Origin of the sequence: Curtobacterium citreum (assembly GCF_006715175.1) — a bacterium.
In the GTDB taxonomy this organism is placed as follows: domain Bacteria; phylum Actinomycetota; class Actinomycetes; order Actinomycetales; family Microbacteriaceae; genus Curtobacterium; species Curtobacterium citreum.
Genome location: NZ_VFMQ01000001.1, coordinates 2,576,554 through 2,594,885 on the forward strand (window position 1 = coordinate 2,576,554; position 18,332 = coordinate 2,594,885).

The window sequence follows — 18,332 nt, forward strand, 5'->3', positions numbered from 1 at the left end:
GCCAGGCGTCAGAGCGCGTCGCGGAGCGCCTGGGCCTTCCGCTCGACGGCCTGCTCGAGCCCGACGGCGTGCTCGGCGAGGCGTTCGGCGACGTCGGGGTCCGTGCTGCCGATGATCCGGGCGGCGAGCAGTCCCGCGTTCGCGGCACCGTTGATCGCCATCGTCGCGACCGGGATGCCCGCGGGCATCTGCACGATGGACAGCAGGGAGTCCAGGCCGTCCAGGCGCGCGAGCTGCACCGGCACGCCGATCACGGGCAGCGTCGTCATCGACGCGACCATGCCCGGCAGGTGCGCGGCACCGCCGGCTCCGGCGATCACGACCCGGATGCCACGTCCCGCGGCCTCGCGGGCGAAACGCGTCATCTTGTCGGGCGTGCGGTGGGCCGACACGACGTCGACCTCGGTCGGGATGCCGAGCTCGGCCAACGTGTCGGCGGCCGGGCGCATGGTGGGCCAGTCGGAGTCGGACCCCATGATGATCGAGACGAGCGGGGCGGCGGCGGTGGCGTCGGTCACGCCCCGAGCCTAGTGCGGGCCCGCGGTCCTCCGCCGGTCAGTCGTCGAAGTGCGACGCCGCCGCGCGGGCCCGGTAGACGACGTCGTCGACGTCCTCGCCGAGCACCGTGACGTGTCCGACCTTCCGACCCGGCCGGGGGGCCTTGCCGTAGAAGTGGTACTTCGCCTCGGGGAAGGCCTCGAGCGCCCCCGGGTACCGTGCGGCGAGGTCGCCGTCCTCCGGACCGCCGAGCACGTTGACCATCACGGCCGCCGGAGCGTGCATCCCGGTCGCACCGAGGGGCAGGTCGAGGACGGCCCGCAGGTGCTGCTCGAACTGGCTCGTCGTCGCGCCGTCGATCGACCAGTGCCCGGTGTTGTGCGGACGCATGGCGAGCTCGTTGATGAGCACACGGTCGTCGGCCGTCTGGAACAGCTCGACGGCGAGCACCCCCGTCACGTCGAGCTCCTCGGCGATCCGCACGGCGATCGACTCGGCCAGGTCGGCGAGCCGTCCGGCCGACGCCGGCGCGGGCGCGAGGACCTCGGCGCACACGCCTTCCCGCTGCACGGTCTCGACGAGCGGCCACGCGACGACCTGCCCGGACGGTCGCCGCGCGACGGACTGCGCGAGCTCCCGGGTGAACGGCACGAGTTCCTCGACCAGGAGTGCCTGGTCACCGGCGGCCTCGGCGACGGCGGCGAACCAGTCGTCGACCTCGGCGGCGTCGGACACGACCCGCACGCCCTTGCCGTCGTACCCGCCGCGTGGGGTCTTCACGACGGCGCGACCGCCGTGGTCGGCCAGGAAGTCGGCGAGTTCACCGGAGTCGCGCACCGCTGCCCAGTCGGGCACGGGGAGTCCGAGCGCGCTCAGTCGGCGCCGCATCGTGATCTTGTCCTGCGCGACGGCGAGGGCGGACGGCCCCGGGTGCACCGCCACGCCCGCCTCGACGAGGGCGCGCAGGACGTCCTGGGGCACGTGCTCGTGGTCGAACGTCACGACGTCGACCTCCCGCGCGAAGCCGAGGACCGTGGCGGCGTCGTGGTAGTCGCCCTCGGCCGTGGCCGCGATCGCCGCGGACATGCCGGGGCCCTCCGCCAGCACCCGGATGTCGAGACCGAGCTCCACGGCCGCGGGGACCATCATCCGAGCGAGCTGGCCGCCACCGACCACTCCGACGCGCAACGCCATGCTGTACGTTCCTTCCGGCTTCCGGGCGGCGGGACAGAGCCACCCGTCTACACTGTTCCGAGGCCGCACTCCGGCCCCGCCGATCGGCCAGATCGGCCGGAGACAACTCTACGGAATCCGGGAGGCCTCGTGCGGCGACTCATCGCTCAGCTGGCACGCTTCGGCATCGTCGGCGCGGTGGGCTTCGTGGTCGACCTCACCGTCTTCAACGCGCTGCGGGCGACCGTGCTCTCGCCGGAGGAGGTCCACTCCGGACCGTTCTGGGCGAAGGTCTGCTCGACGATCGTCGCGATCTTCGTGAACTGGATGGGCAACCGGTACTGGACGTTCCGGCACCAGCGCCGCTCGGTCGCCGCGAAGGAGGGCGTCGAGTTCGTCGTCGTGTCCCTCGGCGGCATGGCGATCTCGCTCGGCTGCCTCGGGATCTCGCACTACGCCCTCGGGTTCACGTCCGCCCTGGCCGACAACATCTCCGGCAACGTGATCGGCCTCGTGCTCGGCACGGCGTTCCGGTTCTGGCTCTACAAGGTCTGGGTGTACCACCCCGACCGCGTCGCCCGCGAGGGCGAAGCGACGGACGGTGCGGTCGCCGACACCGTCGACGACCGCACCGTCACCCGCTGACGGTCGGGCGCGCTCAGCGCCCCATGCCCCGCACGGTGAAGCCCGCGGCGGTCCACGCGTCGCGGTCCAGGCAGTTCCGCCCGTCGAGCACGACCGGGGCGGCCACGAGCTCGGCGACGGCCGTCGGGTCGAGCTCGCGGAACTCCGCCCACTCGGTCAGGACGAGCACGAGTTCGGCGCCCTGCAACGCCTCGGCGGCGGAGTCGACGGTGGTCAGCTCCGGGTGCACCCGGGCGGCCGTGTGGTTCGCTGCCGGGTCGTACCCGGCCACGGTCGCGCCGAGTTCGGTCAGCCGGGCCGCGATGTCGAGCGCCGGCGAGTCGCGGACGTCGTCCGAGTTCGGCTTGAACGCGAGTCCGAGGACCGCGACGCGCCGCCCCGCGACGGACCCGCCGAGGAGCTCGCCCGCGAGCGTGACGACGTGCGCCCGACGACGGAGGTTGACGGCGTCGACGTCGGCGAGGAAGGCCAGCGACTCCCCCACGCCGAGCTCGTCGGCGCGGGCCTGGAACGCACGGATGTCCTTCGGCAGGCAACCGCCGCCGAAGCCGAGCCCGGCGTTCAGGAACTTGCGACCGATCCGGTCGTCGTGGCCGATCGCGTCGGCGAGCGCGGTGACGTCCGCACCGGCGACCTCGGCGATCTCGGCCATCGCGTTGATGAACGAGATCTTCGTCGCGAGGAACGCGTTCGCGCTGATCTTCACGAGCTCGCTCGTCGGCATGTCGACCACGAGTCGCGGGGTCCCTGCGGCCAGCGCCTGGGCGTAGACCTCGTCGAGGACGGCGACGGCGCGTTCGCCCTCGGGGCCGTCCGGGACGCCGTACACGAAGCGGTCGGGCGAGATGGTGTCCTGCACGGCGAAGCCCTCTCGGAGGAACTCGGGGTTCCACACGAGCGTCGCGCCCGGGACGGCAGCGGACACCTGCGCGGCGAGCCGCACGGCGGTCCCCACCGGCACGGTCGACTTCCCGACGACCAGGTCGCCCGCGGTCAAGTGCGGCAGCAGGGCCTCGACCGCGGCGTCGACGTAGGTCAGGTCCGCTGCGCCGGTCGGGCCCTGCGGCGTCCCGACGGCGAGGAAGTGCACCTGGGACCCCGCGACCGCCGCGGTGTCGGTCGTGAACTCGATGCGGCCGGAGGCCAGTGCCTCGCCCAGGATCTCGGGGAGCCCCGGTTCGAAGAACGGGGCGTCGCCGGCGGCGAGCCGTTCGATCTTGCCGGGGTCGACGTCGATCGCGACGACCTCGTGTCCGAGCTTGGCCATGGAGGCGGCGTGCACGGCACCGAGGTACCCGCAGCCGATGACGGAGATACGCACGGGTCGACGGTACCGGACGCCGAGACACGAGTGCCCCTCGACGAACGGGCGGTCAGTACCCGCCGACGATGTCGTCCCAGTCGGGCTCGCGGTGTCGGCGCCGTGCCTCGTGCGCCTCGACCAGGTCGTGCAGCACGGCGACGACCAGGTCCGCGTGCGGGACGTCCCCGAGCACGACGGGCGTGTCGTCACCGGGGAACACCAGGACGTCGCCGGACCGCCAGACGCCCTGCAGTCCGCGCCGGCGCACGGTGACGTCGTACCCACGCGAGTGCAGGAGCTCCCGCCGCGTGCGGGTGCCGAGTCCGTGCACGACGACGAGCCGCCGGGTCGTGACGACGTAGCGCTCCGACATCCACCGGAACAGCGGGACGAGCCCGCCGAGGACGACGAGCAGGACCGTGACGGCGGCCACCACGACGTTGACCCAGGCGAGTTGGGCGCGGAACACCCCGAACCCGAACCCCCCGGCCGCGGCGACCAGGAGCACGAAGACCGCCGGGCGCACGAGCCGGCGTGCGTGCGGTCGGAGCCGCGCGACGACGCGTTCGGGCGGCGGCTCGGCGGTCATGCCGTCATGCATACCGCAGGTGGGTGAGGTCCCCCACCGCGACGCCCCTGGAGCGGCCGTCCCGATCCCGGATCGTGATCCGGCCGTCGTCGTCGATGCCGGTCGCCTCCGCCTCGACGACGGTGCCGTCGGGCAGCTCCAACCGGACGTGGCGACCGATCGTGCCGCACGCCGCACGGACGCCGCACCGGACCGCCTGCGCGTCCGCAGCGCCTGCGGCCAGGGCGGCCACCGCCTCCAGGACGGTCGTGTGGAAGACGGACAGGACGGCATCGGCCAGCGCGGCCGCCCCGGCGGTCGCGCCCGCCACGGCGAGTGACGTCGCGGTCGGCGTCGGCATCGCGTCGGCGGGGATCGTCAGGTTGACGCCGGCGCCGACGACGACGCTGCCGTCGGACGCGACCTGGCACAGGATGCCGCAGACCTTGCGGTCGTCGACGAGCACGTCGTTCGGCCACTTCACCGCGACCGTCGGGGCACCGGACCTGGGGACCGGGTCGGTCGGACGGGAGGCGCGCCCCGCGTCGTCCACGCCCGGCAGCACCGCGGACACGGCGGTCCGCATCGCGGCCCCGGCGACGAGCGGCAACCAGCCGCGGTCGCGGTCCGACAGGTCGGCGCGGACCAGCAGGCTCGCCGCGAGCGTCTGCCCGGCCGGCGCGGACCAGCTGCGGTCGAGCCGCCCCCGGCCCGCGGTCTGGTCGAGCGTCGCGACGACGCTGCCGTGCGGCCGGTCAGTGGCGACCGCGAGCAGGTCCGCGTTGGTGGAACCGGTCCGCTCCGGCGCCGCGAACGTGCCACCCGAGCCATCGACGACGGCGCGGGAGCGCGGGAAGGCGGGCGTCACGAGTGTGGACATGCACGCAAATGTACGGGCAGGAACCGTGGGGGTCCTCCAACCGGGGCCGTCCGGCCCGCCGGTAAGGTGAGCGGGTGACCACAGGAGACACCCCCGACCTCTCGACGACGGCCGGTCGCCTCGCGGACCTGCGCGACCGCTACCACGAGGCCGTGACCGCCGCGGGCGAGGCCGCCATCGCGAAGCAGCACGCGAAGGGCAAGGGCACCGCCCGCGAGCGCATCGAGCAGCTCCTCGACGACAACTCGTTCGTCGAGTTCGACGAGTTCGTCCGCCACCGCACCACCGCGTTCGGCATGGACGCCAAGCGCCCCTACGGCGACGCCGTCGTCACCGGTGTCGGCACGATCCACGGCCGGAACGTCGCGGTGTACGCGCAGGACTTCACGGTCTTCGGCGGCTCCCTCGGCGAGGTCGCCGGCGAGAAGATCATCAAGGTGATGCAGCACGCGCTCAAGACCGGCGTGCCGATCATCGGCATCCTCGACTCCGGCGGCGCGCGCATCCAGGAGGGCGTCGTCGCGCTCGGCAAGTACGGCGAGATCTTCCGCCTGAACACCCAGGCGTCCGGGGTCGTCCCGCAGATCTCGATCGTCATGGGCCCGGCGGCCGGCGGTGCGGTGTACTCCCCCGCCCTCACAGACTTCGTGATCATGGTCGACAAGACGAGCCACATGTTCGTCACCGGTCCGGACGTCATCAAGACCGTCACGGGCGAGGACGTCGGCTTCGAGGAGCTCGGCGGCGCGCAGACCCACAACGCGGTGTCCGGCGTCGCGCACTACCTGGCCGAGGACGAGACCGACGCGCTCGACTACGCCCGCTCGCTCATCGGGTTCCTGCCGGACAACAACCTCTCCGACGCACCCGCGTACGACGTCCTGCCCGAGCTCGAGACCACCGACGCGGACCACGAGCTCGACACCGTCATCCCGGACTCCACGAACCAGCCGTACGACGTCACGACGATCATCGAGCACGTCGTCGACGACGGCGAGTTCCTCGAGGTGCAGCCGCTCTTCGCGCCGAACATCCTCGTCGGCTTCGGTCGGGTCGAGGGTCGCACGGTCGGCATCATCGCGAACCAGCCGCAGGCCATGGCCGGCACGCTGAACATCGACGCCGGCGAGAAGGCCGCCCGCTTCGTACGGTTCTGCGACGCGTTCGGCATCCCGATCCTGACCCTCGTCGACGTGCCCGGGTACCTGCCCGGCACCGACCAGGAGTGGACCGGCGTGATCCGCCGCGGCGCGAAGCTGCTGTACGCCTACGCCGAGGCCACCGTGCCGCTCGTCACCGTCATCACCCGCAAGGCGTACGGCGGCGCGTACATCGTGATGGGCTCGAAGCAGCTCGGCGCCGACATCAACCTGGCATGGCCGACCGCGGAGATCGCCGTGATGGGCGGTCAGGGCGCCGTGAACATCCTCTACCGCGCGGAGATCAAGCGCGCCGAGGAGTCCGGCGAGGACGTGGCCGCAGTGCGCGCGAAGCTCGCGAACGAGTACACCTACAACGTCGCGTCGCCGTACCTGGCGGCGGAGCGCGGTGAGCTCGACGGCATCATCCAGCCGCACGCCACGCGCGTGTCCGTCGTCAAGGCCCTGCGGGCGCTCCGGGGCAAGCGCGCGTCGCTGCCGCCGAAGAAGCACGGGAACATCCCGCTGTGAGCGGCAAGCACGCGGCGGCGGTCCCGACGGACGCCCCGGCGACCGTCGCGGACGTCCGTGTCGTGTCCGGCGACCCCTCGCCCGAGGAACTCGCCGCGGTCGTCGCGGTGCTGCAGCGTCAGGCCGACGAGGCCGCGGCGCTCGGTCGCGCCGAGGTCACGGTCTCTCCGCGAGCCGGCTGGGACGCCTCGGCTGCCGGTCTGCGGCAGCCGCTGCCGCACGGCCACGGGGCGTGGACGCGCTCCCTGCGCTGAGCATCACCGTCCGGACCACCCACAGACCCCCGCCGTTCACCGGCGGGGGTCTTGTGCCGACGGGGGTATCCGGGCGACGATGTACCCCTGTCCGTCCCCGGACACGCGGACACGCACCCCGCGGTGCGCTGGGCAGGTCGGGACGGTGTCGCGGCCGGTCTGCCCGCAGACGGGGGGCACGCAGCCCCGCCCGGGCCCGTCGTGGGCGAATTTGTCCCCCATAATGACGACTGACACGACGCTCGGCGACGGGCACACTAGTGCGTGTTCGGTGTCCTTCTACGAAGAACATCGCAGGTCGGTGGCCGACTAGGGTACGACGTCGCCGACCAGCTACGAGCCAGGGCGATATTCGGGTTGTCGCTCAGACTCGGGTCGCGAACGGGCCGGTCCTCGGACCGGCCCGTTCCCCGTCTCCGGGATGCGGTCGTCACCGGCGGTGCCGGCCTCCGGCTTCAGCGCTGGTCGAGGGTCTCGTGCCGCGGGATCTCGAGCCAGACCACGACCGAGTCGTCCTCGTCCTCGTCCTCGTCGTCCTCGTCGTCGAGCCCGGTGCCGAGCGCGGCGGACTCGCTCGCGGCGGTGTCGAGCCGGAGCCCCACCACCGAGACCGCGGCGTCCGACCCCTCGGCGACGGTGCGCACGATCACGTTGTCGGCCTCCCGCGCCTGCCGCAGGGCCTCGGCGATCCGGGCGTGCACGCGTCGCAGGTCGTCGATCTCCAGGTCGTCCAGACCGCCGTCGTCGTGCAGCTGCACCGTGGCGCCGCGGCGACGGAGGCGCATCACCTCGTCGCGGACGTCGTCGGACAGGAGCGATCGGCCGCGGATCTCGTCCCGGATCGCCTGCTCGAGGTGCAGGCACTCGTCGCGTTCGTCCGGGGTGAGGTCACCGCCGGTCTCGATCACGCGCTCGAGCATCGGCAGGGCCATCCGCGTCGTCTGGCTGAGCCGGAACTGCCGCTCGAACACGTGGGCGTCCTGCGCCGCCTGCCAGTCGGCGGTCTCCTGCTCCGCCCGGACGAAGTCCCGCGTCACCCGGGTCGCCCGGTCCATGGCGACCGCGAAGCCGGTGGCGATCGCCACCCACGACAGGCTCCCGACGACCCCGAGGCTGCTGAGCGCCGGTCCGGGACCCGCCCACGCGACGACGAACACGGCCAGGAACCCGACGCCGACCCACGCGAAGGCGCGACGCCCACGGACGGACAGGACCGTCATGAGCGTGCCGACCGCCGCGACCCACCACGTGGTGGAGGTCGACGCGGACCCGAGGTCGATGACGGGCGCCTCGATCACGGGCATGACGAGGGCCGTCGCGAGCGAGAAGCACGCGGCCCAGACCGGGAGCGTCCGCCCGGGCAGGAAGATCGCGACGGCACTCGCGGCGGCGTAGAGCGCCATGCACGCGAGCACCGGGCCGATGTCGCTCACCCGTGGCAGCGACGCCAGTGCGAGGACGAGGTGGAACAGCGAGAAGAGCGCGGCGAGACCGATCGCGATCCCGGCGGGCAGCGAGACCCTCACGAGCGGCCTCCGGAGCTCCACGCGAGGCGGATGCGGGTGCCGGCGCCGGGGTTGCTCAGCACGAGTGCCGTGCCGTCGACGGCCTGCACGCGCTCGATGATCGAGCGGCGGACGCCGAGCCGGGCGGCCGGGACGGCGGCGAGGTCGAACCCGGCGCCGTCGTCACCGACCTCGACGTGCACCGACGCGCCCCGCTGCTCGATGCAGACCCAGCGCCGGACGGCCGGTCCGCCGGCGTGCTGCACGCTGTTCACCGCGGCCTGCAGTGCGGCCGAGGCGATCGCGTCCGCGGCCGCGGCGGGCATCCGCAGCCCGCCGACTGGGGCGTCCCGCACGGTCACCGGCGCGCTGAGGGTGCCGAGGGCGTCGACGATCCGGTCCCGGAGCTCGACGACGGACACGGGAGGTGCCTCGCCGGGCAGGTCCGCGGCCGCGGCGCCGAGGTGGTCGATCGCGTTCCTGGCCATCCGTGCCGCCAGGGCCTTGGCCTCGGGCGTCTCGGCACGCGCGGCCGACAGCAGGGTCGTGAGCACGCTGTCGTGCACGATCGCGTCGACCTGCACGCGCTCGACCTCGGTCGCGTGCTCCCGGATCGCGGACGAGTACCGCCGCACCGCGGTGGCCTGGGCGACGTCCACCGCCGCCGCCGCGCGCCGCAGCAGGACGGCGATCACGAGCACCGCGCCACTGAGGATCATGGTGAAGGCCCCGTCGAGCAGCGCCTGCGGGCCACCCGACCCGCCGAGGGGCGAGAAGGCGACCCAGGCGTACACGGCGGGGACGAGCGCGGTGTAGACGATCGCCCGCCACGGCGCGAAGCCCATCGCGGCCGCGGTCGAGCCGACGGTGCAGAACCACCACGGCCACGGCTTCTCGGCCCCCTCGAGCGGGTGCACGACCGTGAGCGGCCAGGTCACCAGCACGACGAGGAAGAGCAGGGCACACACGATCTGGGCGATCTGCGCCAGCCGCTGCGCGAACGCCGACACCCCGACGAACAGGAAGGACGCGCCGAGCAGCCCCGCCGCGAGCGGACCCCAGAACGGGTCGAGCGACGGGAGCTGCTGCAGCACGTTCGGGACGTTGATGGCCCCGAAGCCGATCGCGGCGACCGCGATGAGGATCGCGAACGCCCGCTCGACCGACGCCTGCGTGATCGACGGCCGGACGCCGCGCGCCGGGTCGATCCCGAACGGCGCGGGTTCGGCGAGCGCCGGCGCGGGCTCGGCCGCGGTGGCCACGGGTCAGCGACCGTCCGCGTCGGGGTCGATGCCCGAGTCGAGGCCCGGCAGGATGCCGTCCTCGACCGCACGACGGAGCAGGTCGACCTTGGTCGGCGCGGGTCGGCCGACCTCGACGTACTTCACGCGGATGCGGTCGAGGTACTCCCGCGCGGTCGAGTACCCGATGCCGAGCTGCTGGGCGGCGAGCTTGAGCGGCAGGCCGGACGCGTACAGGTGCAGGATCTCCCGCTCCCGACGGCCGAGCTGGGCCTTCGCGAAGTCGCGGTCGGCGTCGATGGCGCTCGCCCACTCGAGGTTGTTGAGGACGTCGCCGCGTGCCACGGTCGCGACGGCGGCCATCACGGTCTTCGTCGCCGAGGACTTCGGGATGACGCCGGCGGCCCCTGCGCCAGTGCCTCGCGGACGCTCGCCACGCGGTCGGCGATGGAGTGCACGAGGACCGCGGAACCGGTGCCCTGCACACCCTTCACGTTCGCCGTGACGGTCGAGCCGTCGCCGAGCGACAGGTCGAGGACGACGACGTCGACCTCACGACCGTCGAGGTGGTCGATGTACTCGCGGACGCTCGCGGCGGTGAGCACCACCTCGAAGCCCTCGTTCTGGCACGCCGCCTGGATCCCGAGTCGCACGGACTCGTGGTCGTCGACGATCGCGACGCGGACCGGTCTGGTCGCGAGTCCGGTCGCTCCGGTGCTGGTGTTCGTGTCTGCTGCCACGGTGGCCTCTCGTTCCGATGCGCGCCCAGCCCCTGATACTGGGAGCGATCACCGACCAAGGATACCCAGGATGCACCCAGCCACCGGGTTCCTGTGCACCGCGTCACGCAACCCGGCGTCACCCGACCTCAGGCGAGCGGCACCAGGCGCGCCACGGCCTCCAGGTGGTGCGTGTGCGGGAACAGGTCGAACGCCCGCAACGCCTCGAGCCGGTACCCCAGGTCCGCGAACGTCGCGACGTCCCGCGCCAACGCGACCGGGTCGCACGCGACGTAGACGACCTGCGCCGGCTGGAGCGCGGCGATCTGCACGACGACCTCGCGCCCGGCGCCCGAGCGCGGCGGGTCGAGCACGACCGTGCCGGCGCGGAAGCGCTCCAGCTCGGGCCGGGACGCACCGGCGGCGGTCCGCGCGAGCCACCGGTCGACGCGGCCGGTCTCGGCACGGGCGCCGATCCACTCGGCGAGGTTCTCCTGCGCGTGCTCCGTCGCGCGGGGCGCGCTCTCGACGCTCGTGATGCGCGCCTTGGGCCCGACGACGTCGCCGAGCGCGGCGGCGAGCAGGCCGACGCCGCCGTACAGGTCCAGGTGCTGCCCCTCCGGGTCGACGCGGTCGCGGTCGACCAGGTCCTGCACGGCCGCGGTCAGCACCGCCGGGGCCTGACGGTGGACCTGCCAGAAGCCGGTGTCGTCGACCGCGAACGCACGCTCCCCGACGAGCTCGCGCACCACGGTCGGCGCCTGCGCGTCGATCACGAGCCGAGCGCCCTCGGCACCGCTCGGGGCGAGGACGTCCACGACGGACGCACCGGGCAGCGCCCCGCGGCCGAGCGGCGCACTCCCCTGCACGACGTCGGTGACGAGCGGCAGCGAGGCCACCGGCACGACCGTGTGCGAGCGGGACGCGTACGGGCCGGCGGTGCCGTCCTCGTCGACGTGCAGCCGGACACGTGTGCGCCAGCCGAGACCGTTCGCCGCGTCGTCGCCGGGGGCCGCCTCGACCACGACGTCGTGCCCGAGCGCCTCGACGAGGTCCGTCCGGGCGAAGCGCGCGAAGGCGTCGACGAGCACGTCGTGCTTCAGCGTGCGCTGGTGGGCGAGTGCGATGTGTCCGAACTCGGCACCGCCCGCACGCACGGCCGGGTCGCGGTCCAGCGCGGCCTCGGGCCAGACGTGCTCCACGCGGTGCTCGCTCGGCGTGACGACCGACACCGTGTCAGCGCGCCAGAACGACTTCTTGCGGTCCTCGGTCACGCGGGCGACGACGCGCTCGCCCGGGACGGCGTCCGAGACGAACACCACGCGCCCCTCGTGCCGTGCCACCGAGATCCCGCCGTGGGCGATCCCGGTGACGTCGAGTTCGAGCAGCCTGCCGACGGATTCACCCATGGTTCGATGTTCCCATGCGTCTGTACCTCGCGAGTACGTCCCCCGCCCGCCGCGCACTCCTGGCGCAGACCGGCATCGAGCCGGTCCTCGTCGCCCCGGGCGTCGACGAGGACGCCGCGGTCGCCGCCGCTGCGGCTGCGCTGGGCCGGAACCTCACCGGTCCCGAGCTCGTCGCGATGCTCGCCGTCGCCAAGGCCGGCGCGGTCGCCGACGCACGGATCGCCGGCTCCCCCGTCGACGGGTTCGTGTTCGGCGGCGACTCCGCCTTCGAGGTCGACGGCGTCCTGCACGGCAAGCCGCACGAGCCGGCCGTCGCCCGCGAACGCTGGCGGCAGATGCTCGCCGCCGGCGGCGGCACCCTGTGGAGCGGCCACTGCGTCGTGGACCGTCGCGCCGACCGGCCTGCGGACCCGGCCGCGGACCGGACGGGAGGCACGGGGCGGGCCGGCACCGTGCCTCCCGTCCGGCAGGTGGACCCGTCGGACGGCGGGCCGCTCGGACCGGCCGGCCACCTGGGTGCGGTCGCGCCCGGCGGGTCGACGCTGGTCGCCGCCGGTGACCGCGTGGTCGCGGTCGACAGCGCGGTGCTCACGTTCGCCGACGACGTGTCGGTGGACGAGATCGACGCGTACGTCGCGACGGGCGAGCCGCTCGAGGTGGCGGGGGCCTTCACGATCGACGGGCGGGCCGCGGCGTACATCACCCGGATCGACGGTGCGCCGTCGGCCGTCGTGGGCCTGTCGCTGCCGGTGCTCCGGTCGATGTTGCTCCGCGGGTTCGGCATCGCGTGGCACGACCTGTGGTCGATGTAGACATCCACACTTGTTCGCCGCGGTTCTTTGTGGATGCCGGTCAATTCGGGCCGCCGTCGCACGAATACGCTGACTTACCATGCCCCGTATCAGCAAGGTCCTCATCGCGAACCGCGGCGAGATCGCCGTCCGCATCATCCGCGCGGCCCGCGACGCAGGCAAGGCATCGGTCGCGGTCTACGCCGACCAGGACCGTGACGCCCTCCACGCCCGCCTCGCCGACGAGGCGTACGCGCTGAACGGCACCACGAGCGCCGACACCTACCTCGTCATCGACAAGATCATCTCGGTCGCCCGACGGTCCGGCGCCGACGCCGTGCACCCGGGCTACGGGTTCCTCGCCGAGAACGCCGACTTCGCGCGCGCCGTGATCGACGCCGGGCTGACCTGGATCGGCCCGTCGCCCGAGTCGATCGAGCGCCTCGGTGACAAGGTCTCCGCGCGCCACGTGGCCGAGAAGGTCGGTGCGCCGCTCGCCCCCGGGACGATCGAGCCCGTGCAGGACGTGTCCGAGGTGTTCGACTTCGTCGACCAGGTCGGGCTGCCCGTCGCGATCAAGGCGGCCTTCGGCGGCGGCGGCCGAGGCCTGAAGGTCGTCCGCTCCCGCGAGTCGGTGGAGGAACTGTTCGAGTCCGCCACGCGCGAGGCCATCGCGGCGTTCGGCCGTGGCGAGTGCTTCGTCGAGAAGTACCTCGACAAGCCGCGCCACGTCGAGACCCAGTGCCTGGCCGACGAGCACGGCAACGTCGTGATCGTCTCCACGCGCGACTGCTCGCTGCAGCGTCGCCACCAGAAGCTCGTCGAAGAGGCCCCGGCGCCCTACCTGACGCCCGACCAGGAGACGCGGCTGTACGAGTCGTCGAAGGCGATCCTGCGCGAGGTCGGCTACGTCGGTGCCGGCACGTGCGAGTTCCTCATCGGCGCCGACGGCACGGTGTCCTTCCTCGAGGTGAACACCCGCCTGCAGGTCGAACACTGCGTCTCGGAAGAGGTGACGGGCATCGACCTCGTGCGTGAGCAGTTCCGCATCGCCGAGGGCGGCACGCTCGACTACGCCGACCCGGCGCCCCGCGGGCACTCGTTCGAGTTCCGCATCAACGGCGAGGACCCCGGGCGCAACTTCTTCCCGGCGCCCGGCCCGGTGCACGCCTTCGCCGCCCCCTCGGGCCCCGGCGTCCGTGTCGACTCCGGCGTCGTGTCCGGCGACGTCGTGTCCGGCTCGTTCGACTCGATGCTCGCGAAGCTCATCGTCACGGGTGCCACCCGCGAGGAGGCGCTGGAGCGCTCGCGCCGTGCCCTCGCCGAGTTCGAGGTCACCGGGCTGCCGACCGTGCTGCCCTTCCACCGCGCGGTCGTGTCCGACCCGGCCTTCGCCACCGACGACGCGACGCCGTTCAGCGTCTACACGCAGTGGATCGAGACCGACTTCCAGAACGACATCCCGGCCTGGACCGGCGCGACCGAGGAGCTCCCCGCTCCCGCCGAGCGCGACACGGTCGTCGTCGAGGTCCAGGGGAAGCGCATCGAGGTCACCATGCCGTCGATCGTCGGCGGTGGCGCCGCGGGTGCCGCCGGACGTCGCCCCGCCGGTCCGTCCGCCCCGCCGAAGCGCCGGTCCTCCGGGGTCCGCGGCGGCCTGGCGTCCTCGGGCTCCGTCACGTCGCCGATGCAGGCCACCGTCGTCAAGCTCGCGGTCGCCGAGGGTGACACCGTGGTGAAGGGCGACCTGCTCGTCGTCCTCGAGGCCATGAAGATGGAACAGCCCGTCCAGGCGCCGCGCGACGGCGTGGTGAAGGGGCTCAACGCCCCGGTCGGCCAGACGGTCTCGTCCGGCCACGTGCTGCTCGAGCTGGCGTAGCCGGCGGGCGCTCGTTTCGCACAACCGAAAGCACACCGCACCGCCGAAAGGCCTGGTGCGGTGTGCTTTCCGTTGTGCACCACGCGACACCACGGTCGTCATCGGACCGTCGTGAACCGGGGGCGCGTCGTCGGGACACCCAACGAGCGGAGCAGCTCGCGCAGCAGTTCGGTGTCCTGGGTCTCCGCGTGCCCGATCCGACCGAAACCGTGGACACCCGGGCAGCGACGGATCCGGTCCTCGCGGCGTTTCTCGGCCACGACGACGTCCGCCGCCGTCTGACCCGGCCGCCGGAGGGCCGGGTCGGTGTACTTGACCCGTCCGTCGTACTCGAGCACCACGCCCTGCTCAGGGAACCAGAAGTCGACGAAGCCGACCAGCCCCGCGTCGTCGTCGAACCGGTGCTGGAGCTCGGGTTGCGGGGCACCGACCTCGTCGAGCGCGACCCGAGCCACCAACTCGCCCGGAGACCCGGATCGTCCGTCTGCGATCGCGACTGCCCGCTCCGCCCGCGCACGGTGGCGCACCGGCCCCGCGGCGACGAGTGCCGCGATGAGTCGCTCGCGATCCGTTCCCCTCGCGAGCACCGCGTCCAGGGCAGGCACGCTCGTCCGGAGCGGGTACGCGATGGCCAGGTCGACCGCGGTGGTCGCCAGGTCCGTCAGGCGACGTCCCGTGGCCGTCATCTCGGCCAGGCGGAACTGTCGCCCGGCTCCGGGCCGCTTGTGCACGGAACGCAGCGTCTGTCCCGTCGACCGCAACGGATCGATCACCTCGACCAAGTCGGGGAACTCTCCAGGCCACGGCAGCCCGTGCAGCGCGGCGGCCGAGGCGTGTGACACGATCAGCCGAGGGGCGAGCCGGTCGTGCACGGCCTTGACCCGGGCGATGTGGCGCTCACCTGGTGTCGCTCGCCGCCACTCGTCGCCGAGGACGAACCGACCCGGGCCGACGCGGACGAGCTCCCCGCGCAGAGCTCGCTCGCGGTGTCCACGACCGCGACGCCCGCTCGGGTCCGCTTCCCCACCGACGACGATCTCGAGTCTGGCCATGCAGACGACGGTGGCACCGCGCCGATGTCCGCGGCGACGCACAGCACTCCCTTGTGGACTCCGGAACCGCAGACCTGGGCTGTGGAGGAGTCGCGAGGGAGCCTTCGTGCCGCCGCGGTGCGCGCGGGCAATGGTGCGGATTGCTCCTGCACAACGCAAAGCACACCACGCCATGCGATCGCGTGGCGCGGCGTGCTTTGCGTTGTGCGGACGACCCCGGCCGGCGGCCGACCGACCGTCCGCGGCCGCCCCGCCCCCTACGACACCAGCGGGCGCACGTCGTCGGCGAGGGCCTCGACGAGCGCACGGGCCTCGGCGGGCGAGTCCGCGACCGTGTCGATGTAGACCTTGACCTTGGGTTCGGTGCCGCTCGGGCGGACGATCACCCGCGCGCCCCCGTCCAGGTCGTAGCGCAGGATGTCCGACGGCGGGAAGCCCTCGACCCCCGCGTCGTAGTCCGTCACGGTCTCGACGGCCCGTCCGCCGAGCGTCGTCGGCGGGGTGGACCGGAGCGCGGCCATGATCGTCCCGATGCGCGACAGGTCGTCGACGCGCGTGGCGACCTGTCCGGACGCGAAGGCCCCGAACTCGGCCGCGAAGGCGTCGAGCTGGTCGGCCACCGTCTGCCCGTCCGCAGCGAGCGACACGGCGAGGTCGAGCAGCGACAGCGCCGCCGAGATCCCGTCCTTGTCCCGCACGACGTCGGGGTCGACGAGGTAGCCGAGGGCTTCTTCGTAGCCGAACACCAGCGACGGCACCCGCGAGACCCACTTGAAGCCCGTCAGGGTGTCCCGGTAGCCGAGCCCGTACCGCTCGGCGACGCGGGCCAGGGCCGGCGACGACACGATCGACGCGGCGAGCGTGCCCGTCCGCCCCTCGGCCGCCGCGCGGGAGGCTGCACGCCACCCGAGGAGCCACCCGACCTCGTTGCCGGACAGGCGTCGGAACGACCCGGCACCGTCCGGGATCGCGAGCGCGAGCCGGTCGGCGTCCGGGTCGTTCGCGATCACCAGGTCCGCGCCGACGGCGACGCCCTGCGCGATCGCCAGGTCCATCGCGCCCGGCTCCTCCGGGTTCGGGAACGCGACCGTCGGGAACGCCCCGTCCGGCTCGATCTGCTCCGGCACGACGACCGGCTCCGCGAAGCCCGCCGCGGCGAAGACCGCCCGCGCGGTCTCCCACCCGACCCCGTGCATGGCCGTGTAGACCACCGTCGGCTGGGCATCGGACGGGAGGATCGTGGCCGGCACCGTCGCGGCCGTCGCGGTCACGTACGCCGCGGCCAGCTCCGGACCCGCGACGGTGTAGTCGGTGGCACGGACGAGGTCGCGGACGTCGCCCGCCGCGACGGCGTCGATCGCCGCGGCGATCTCCCCGTCGACCGGCGGCACGATCTGCGAGCCGTCGTTGTCGCCGCCGAGGTACACCTTGTAGCCGTTGTCCCGCGGCGGGTTGTGGCTCGCGGTGACCATCACGCCGGCGCCGACACCGAGGTGCCGGACCGCGAAGGCGAGCACCGGGGTGGGCAGCGCGGAGGGCAGCAGCGTGACCTCGAGCCCGAGGCCGCGCATCACCTCGGCGGAGTCCCGCGCGAAGACGTCCGAGTTCACCCGACCGTCGTAGCCGATCACGACGCTGCGGTCCCGGCCGGTGTCGACGAGGAACCGTGCCAGACCGGCCGCGGCCTGGGTGACGACCACGCGGTTCATCCGGAGCGGACCGGCACCGAGCTCGGCGCGGAGCCCGGCCGTGCCGAACGCCAGCCGTCCGGCGAAGCGCGCGGTCAGCTCGTCGGTGTCCCCGGCGTCCACGAGCCGCTGGAGCTCGGCGCGCGTCTCGTCGTCCGGGTCCTGCTCGATCCAGGCGCGGGCGGTGTCGACGACGCTCACAGGGCCGCCACCACGCGCGCGAGCAGGTCGGCGATGACCGGCTCGGCCTGCTTGCCGGCCTCGAGGACCTCGGCGTGCGACAGCGGGGTCTTCTGGATGCCGGCGGCGAGGTTCGTGATGAGCGAGAAGCCGAGCACCTCCATGCCCGCCTGGCGCGCGGCGATGGCCTCGAGCGCGGTCGACATGCCGACGATGTGCCCGCCGATCGTCCTCGCCATCTGCACCTCGGCCGGGGTCTCGTAGTGCGGGCCGCGGAACTGCGTGTAGACGCCCTCGTCGAGCGAGGGGTCGATCGTCTTCGCGACGGCGCGGAGTCGTGCCGAGTACAGGTCGGTCAGGTCGACGAACGTCGCGCCCTCGAGCGGGCTGTCGGCGGTCAGGTTGATGTGGTCGCTGATGAGGACCGGGGTACCGGGCGTCCAGTGCTCCTTGATGCCGCCGGCCCCGTTCGTCAGGACCATGATCGACGCGCCCGTGGCCGCGGCCGTCCGGACGCTGTGCACGACCCGGCGGACGCCGTGGTTCTCGTAGTAGTGCGTCCGGGCGCCGATGACCAGCGCGTGCCGATCGTCCTGCAGGCGGATGGAGCGCACCGTGCCGGAGTGACCGGGCACCGCCGAGGCGCTGAAGCCGGGCACGTCGGCCGCGTCGATCGTGGACACCGTCTCGCCGAGGATGTCGGCGGCCTTGCCCCAGCCGGAGCCGAGGGTCAGGGCGATGTCGTGCCGCTCGATGCCGGACCGGTCGGCGATGACGGCGGCGGCGTCGCGGGCGACCTCGAACGGGTCGGCGGCGGGGTCGTTCAGCGGGTTCTCCGTGCTCATGCCCCAACTCTAGAGGGCGGGCACGGACCGGT

Annotated in this window: 16 protein-coding genes and 1 pseudogene; 5 read left to right on the plus strand and 12 right to left on the minus strand. The window is 73.2% G+C overall.

The annotated features are described in order from the left end of the window. Positions 1-8: 8 nt before the first annotated feature. Both purE and FB462_RS12135 read right to left on the minus strand, forming a co-directional pair. Complete coding sequence (purE, locus tag FB462_RS12130; RefSeq protein ID WP_188868828.1) at positions 9-476, minus strand: 5-(carboxyamino)imidazole ribonucleotide mutase; 468 nt, start codon at positions 474-476, stop codon at positions 9-11. Between the two features lie 79 nt (positions 477-555). Beyond that, positions 556-1,692 (minus strand): 5-(carboxyamino)imidazole ribonucleotide synthase, encoded by a 1,137-nt coding sequence (locus tag FB462_RS12135; RefSeq protein ID WP_141862144.1) that lies wholly within the window; start codon positions 1,690-1,692, stop codon positions 556-558. A 129-nt stretch (positions 1,693-1,821) separates the two neighbouring features. On the opposite strand from FB462_RS12135, the gene FB462_RS12140 reads away from it, so the two are divergent. Next, complete coding sequence (locus tag FB462_RS12140) at positions 1,822-2,316, plus strand: GtrA family protein (RefSeq protein ID WP_141862145.1); 495 nt, start codon at positions 1,822-1,824, stop codon at positions 2,314-2,316. Between the two features lie 13 nt (positions 2,317-2,329). Here FB462_RS12140 and FB462_RS12145 read toward each other — a convergent pair whose 3' ends face one another. The 3 genes from FB462_RS12145 to FB462_RS12155 are packed head-to-tail and all read right to left on the minus strand — an operon-like array spanning position 2,330 to position 5,067. After that, the gene (locus tag FB462_RS12145; RefSeq protein ID WP_141862146.1) at positions 2,330-3,637 is read right to left on the minus strand and encodes a UDP-glucose dehydrogenase family protein; all 1,308 of its coding nucleotides are present in this window, start codon (positions 3,635-3,637) and stop codon (positions 2,330-2,332) included. A 52-nt stretch (positions 3,638-3,689) separates the two neighbouring features. Then, a complete protein-coding gene (locus FB462_RS12150) occupies positions 3,690-4,208 on the minus strand; it encodes a PH domain-containing protein (RefSeq protein ID WP_058742363.1) in 519 nt (172 codons plus the stop codon). Between the two features lie 4 nt (positions 4,209-4,212). Next, the gene (locus tag FB462_RS12155; protein ID WP_114849618.1) at positions 4,213-5,067 is read right to left on the minus strand and encodes a biotin--[acetyl-CoA-carboxylase] ligase; all 855 of its coding nucleotides are present in this window, start codon (positions 5,065-5,067) and stop codon (positions 4,213-4,215) included. Between the two features lie 74 nt (positions 5,068-5,141). On the opposite strand from FB462_RS12155, the gene FB462_RS12160 reads away from it, so the two are divergent. Then, complete coding sequence (locus tag FB462_RS12160) at positions 5,142-6,737, plus strand: acyl-CoA carboxylase subunit beta (RefSeq protein ID WP_114849619.1); 1,596 nt, start codon at positions 5,142-5,144, stop codon at positions 6,735-6,737. Further along, a complete protein-coding gene (locus FB462_RS12165) occupies positions 6,734-6,991 on the plus strand; it encodes an acyl-CoA carboxylase subunit epsilon (RefSeq protein ID WP_114849620.1) in 258 nt (85 codons plus the stop codon). Before FB462_RS12160 ends, FB462_RS12165 begins: the two co-directional genes overlap by 4 nt. Positions 6,992-7,446: 455 nt before the next feature. Here FB462_RS12165 and FB462_RS12170 read toward each other — a convergent pair whose 3' ends face one another. The 4 genes and pseudogenes from FB462_RS12170 to FB462_RS12185 all read right to left on the minus strand — a co-directional run bounded on the left by FB462_RS12170 (position 7,447) and on the right by FB462_RS12185 (position 11,865). Further along, positions 7,447-8,517 (minus strand): hypothetical protein, encoded by a 1,071-nt coding sequence (locus tag FB462_RS12170; protein ID WP_141862150.1) that lies wholly within the window; start codon positions 8,515-8,517, stop codon positions 7,447-7,449. Then, on the minus strand, positions 8,514-9,758 hold the full coding sequence (locus FB462_RS12175) for a sensor histidine kinase (protein WP_114849621.1): 1,245 nt from the start codon (positions 9,756-9,758) through the stop codon (positions 8,514-8,516). The genes FB462_RS12170 and FB462_RS12175 overlap by 4 nt, the downstream gene beginning before the upstream one ends. A 3-nt stretch (positions 9,759-9,761) precedes the next feature. Next, positions 9,762-10,477 (minus strand): annotated as a pseudogene (locus FB462_RS12180) (response regulator transcription factor). Between the two features lie 128 nt (positions 10,478-10,605). After that, positions 10,606-11,865 (minus strand): class I SAM-dependent RNA methyltransferase, encoded by a 1,260-nt coding sequence (locus FB462_RS12185; RefSeq protein ID WP_114849622.1) that lies wholly within the window; start codon positions 11,863-11,865, stop codon positions 10,606-10,608. 14 nt (positions 11,866-11,879) lie between these two features. Between FB462_RS12185 and FB462_RS12190 the strand changes: the two genes are divergently transcribed. Together FB462_RS12190 and FB462_RS12195 are read left to right on the plus strand one after the other, a co-directional pair. Next, positions 11,880-12,677, plus strand: a complete 798-nt coding sequence (locus tag FB462_RS12190; RefSeq protein WP_114849623.1) for a Maf family protein — start codon at positions 11,880-11,882, stop codon at positions 12,675-12,677. A gap of 79 nt (positions 12,678-12,756) precedes the next feature. Beyond that, entirely contained in the window at positions 12,757-14,535 is a 1,779-nt protein-coding gene (locus FB462_RS12195) for an acetyl/propionyl/methylcrotonyl-CoA carboxylase subunit alpha (RefSeq protein WP_141862153.1), read from the plus strand. A gap of 98 nt (positions 14,536-14,633) precedes the next feature. Here the strand turns inward: FB462_RS12195 and FB462_RS12200 are convergent, their stop codons facing one another. The 3 genes from FB462_RS12200 to FB462_RS12210 all read right to left on the minus strand — a co-directional run bounded on the left by FB462_RS12200 (position 14,634) and on the right by FB462_RS12210 (position 18,300). Beyond that, the gene (locus FB462_RS12200; RefSeq protein ID WP_141862155.1) at positions 14,634-15,587 is read right to left on the minus strand and encodes a hypothetical protein; all 954 of its coding nucleotides are present in this window, start codon (positions 15,585-15,587) and stop codon (positions 14,634-14,636) included. A gap of 257 nt (positions 15,588-15,844) precedes the next feature. Continuing rightward, the gene (locus FB462_RS12205; protein WP_141862157.1) at positions 15,845-17,476 is read right to left on the minus strand and encodes a phospho-sugar mutase; all 1,632 of its coding nucleotides are present in this window, start codon (positions 17,474-17,476) and stop codon (positions 15,845-15,847) included. Then, positions 17,473-18,300, minus strand: a complete 828-nt coding sequence (locus FB462_RS12210) for a purine-nucleoside phosphorylase (protein ID WP_141862158.1) — start codon at positions 18,298-18,300, stop codon at positions 17,473-17,475. Before FB462_RS12210 ends, FB462_RS12205 begins: the two co-directional genes overlap by 4 nt. Between the last annotated feature and the right edge of the window lie 32 nt (positions 18,301-18,332).

Excerpts from the sequence above, each read along its gene's own strand:
- purE (WP_188868828.1), bottom strand. The coding sequence starts at position 476 with ATGGGGTCCGACTCCGACTGGCCCACCATGCGCCCGGCCGCCGACACG.
- FB462_RS12135 (WP_141862144.1), bottom strand. The coding sequence starts at position 1,692 with ATGGCGTTGCGCGTCGGAGTGGTCGGTGGCGGCCAGCTCGCTCGGATG.
- FB462_RS12150 (WP_058742363.1), bottom strand. The coding sequence starts at position 4,208 with ATGACCGCCGAGCCGCCGCCCGAACGCGTCGTCGCGCGGCTCCGACCG.
- FB462_RS12155 (WP_114849618.1), bottom strand. The coding sequence starts at position 5,067 with ATGTCCACACTCGTGACGCCCGCCTTCCCGCGCTCCCGCGCCGTCGTC.
- FB462_RS12185 (WP_114849622.1), bottom strand. The coding sequence starts at position 11,865 with ATGGGTGAATCCGTCGGCAGGCTGCTCGAACTCGACGTCACCGGGATC.
- FB462_RS12190 (WP_114849623.1), top strand. The coding sequence starts at position 11,880 with ATGCGTCTGTACCTCGCGAGTACGTCCCCCGCCCGCCGCGCACTCCTG.
- FB462_RS12195 (WP_141862153.1), top strand. The coding sequence starts at position 12,757 with ATGCCCCGTATCAGCAAGGTCCTCATCGCGAACCGCGGCGAGATCGCC.
- FB462_RS12200 (WP_141862155.1), bottom strand. The coding sequence starts at position 15,587 with ATGGCCAGACTCGAGATCGTCGTCGGTGGGGAAGCGGACCCGAGCGGG.
- FB462_RS12210 (WP_141862158.1), bottom strand. The coding sequence starts at position 18,300 with ATGAGCACGGAGAACCCGCTGAACGACCCCGCCGCCGACCCGTTCGAG.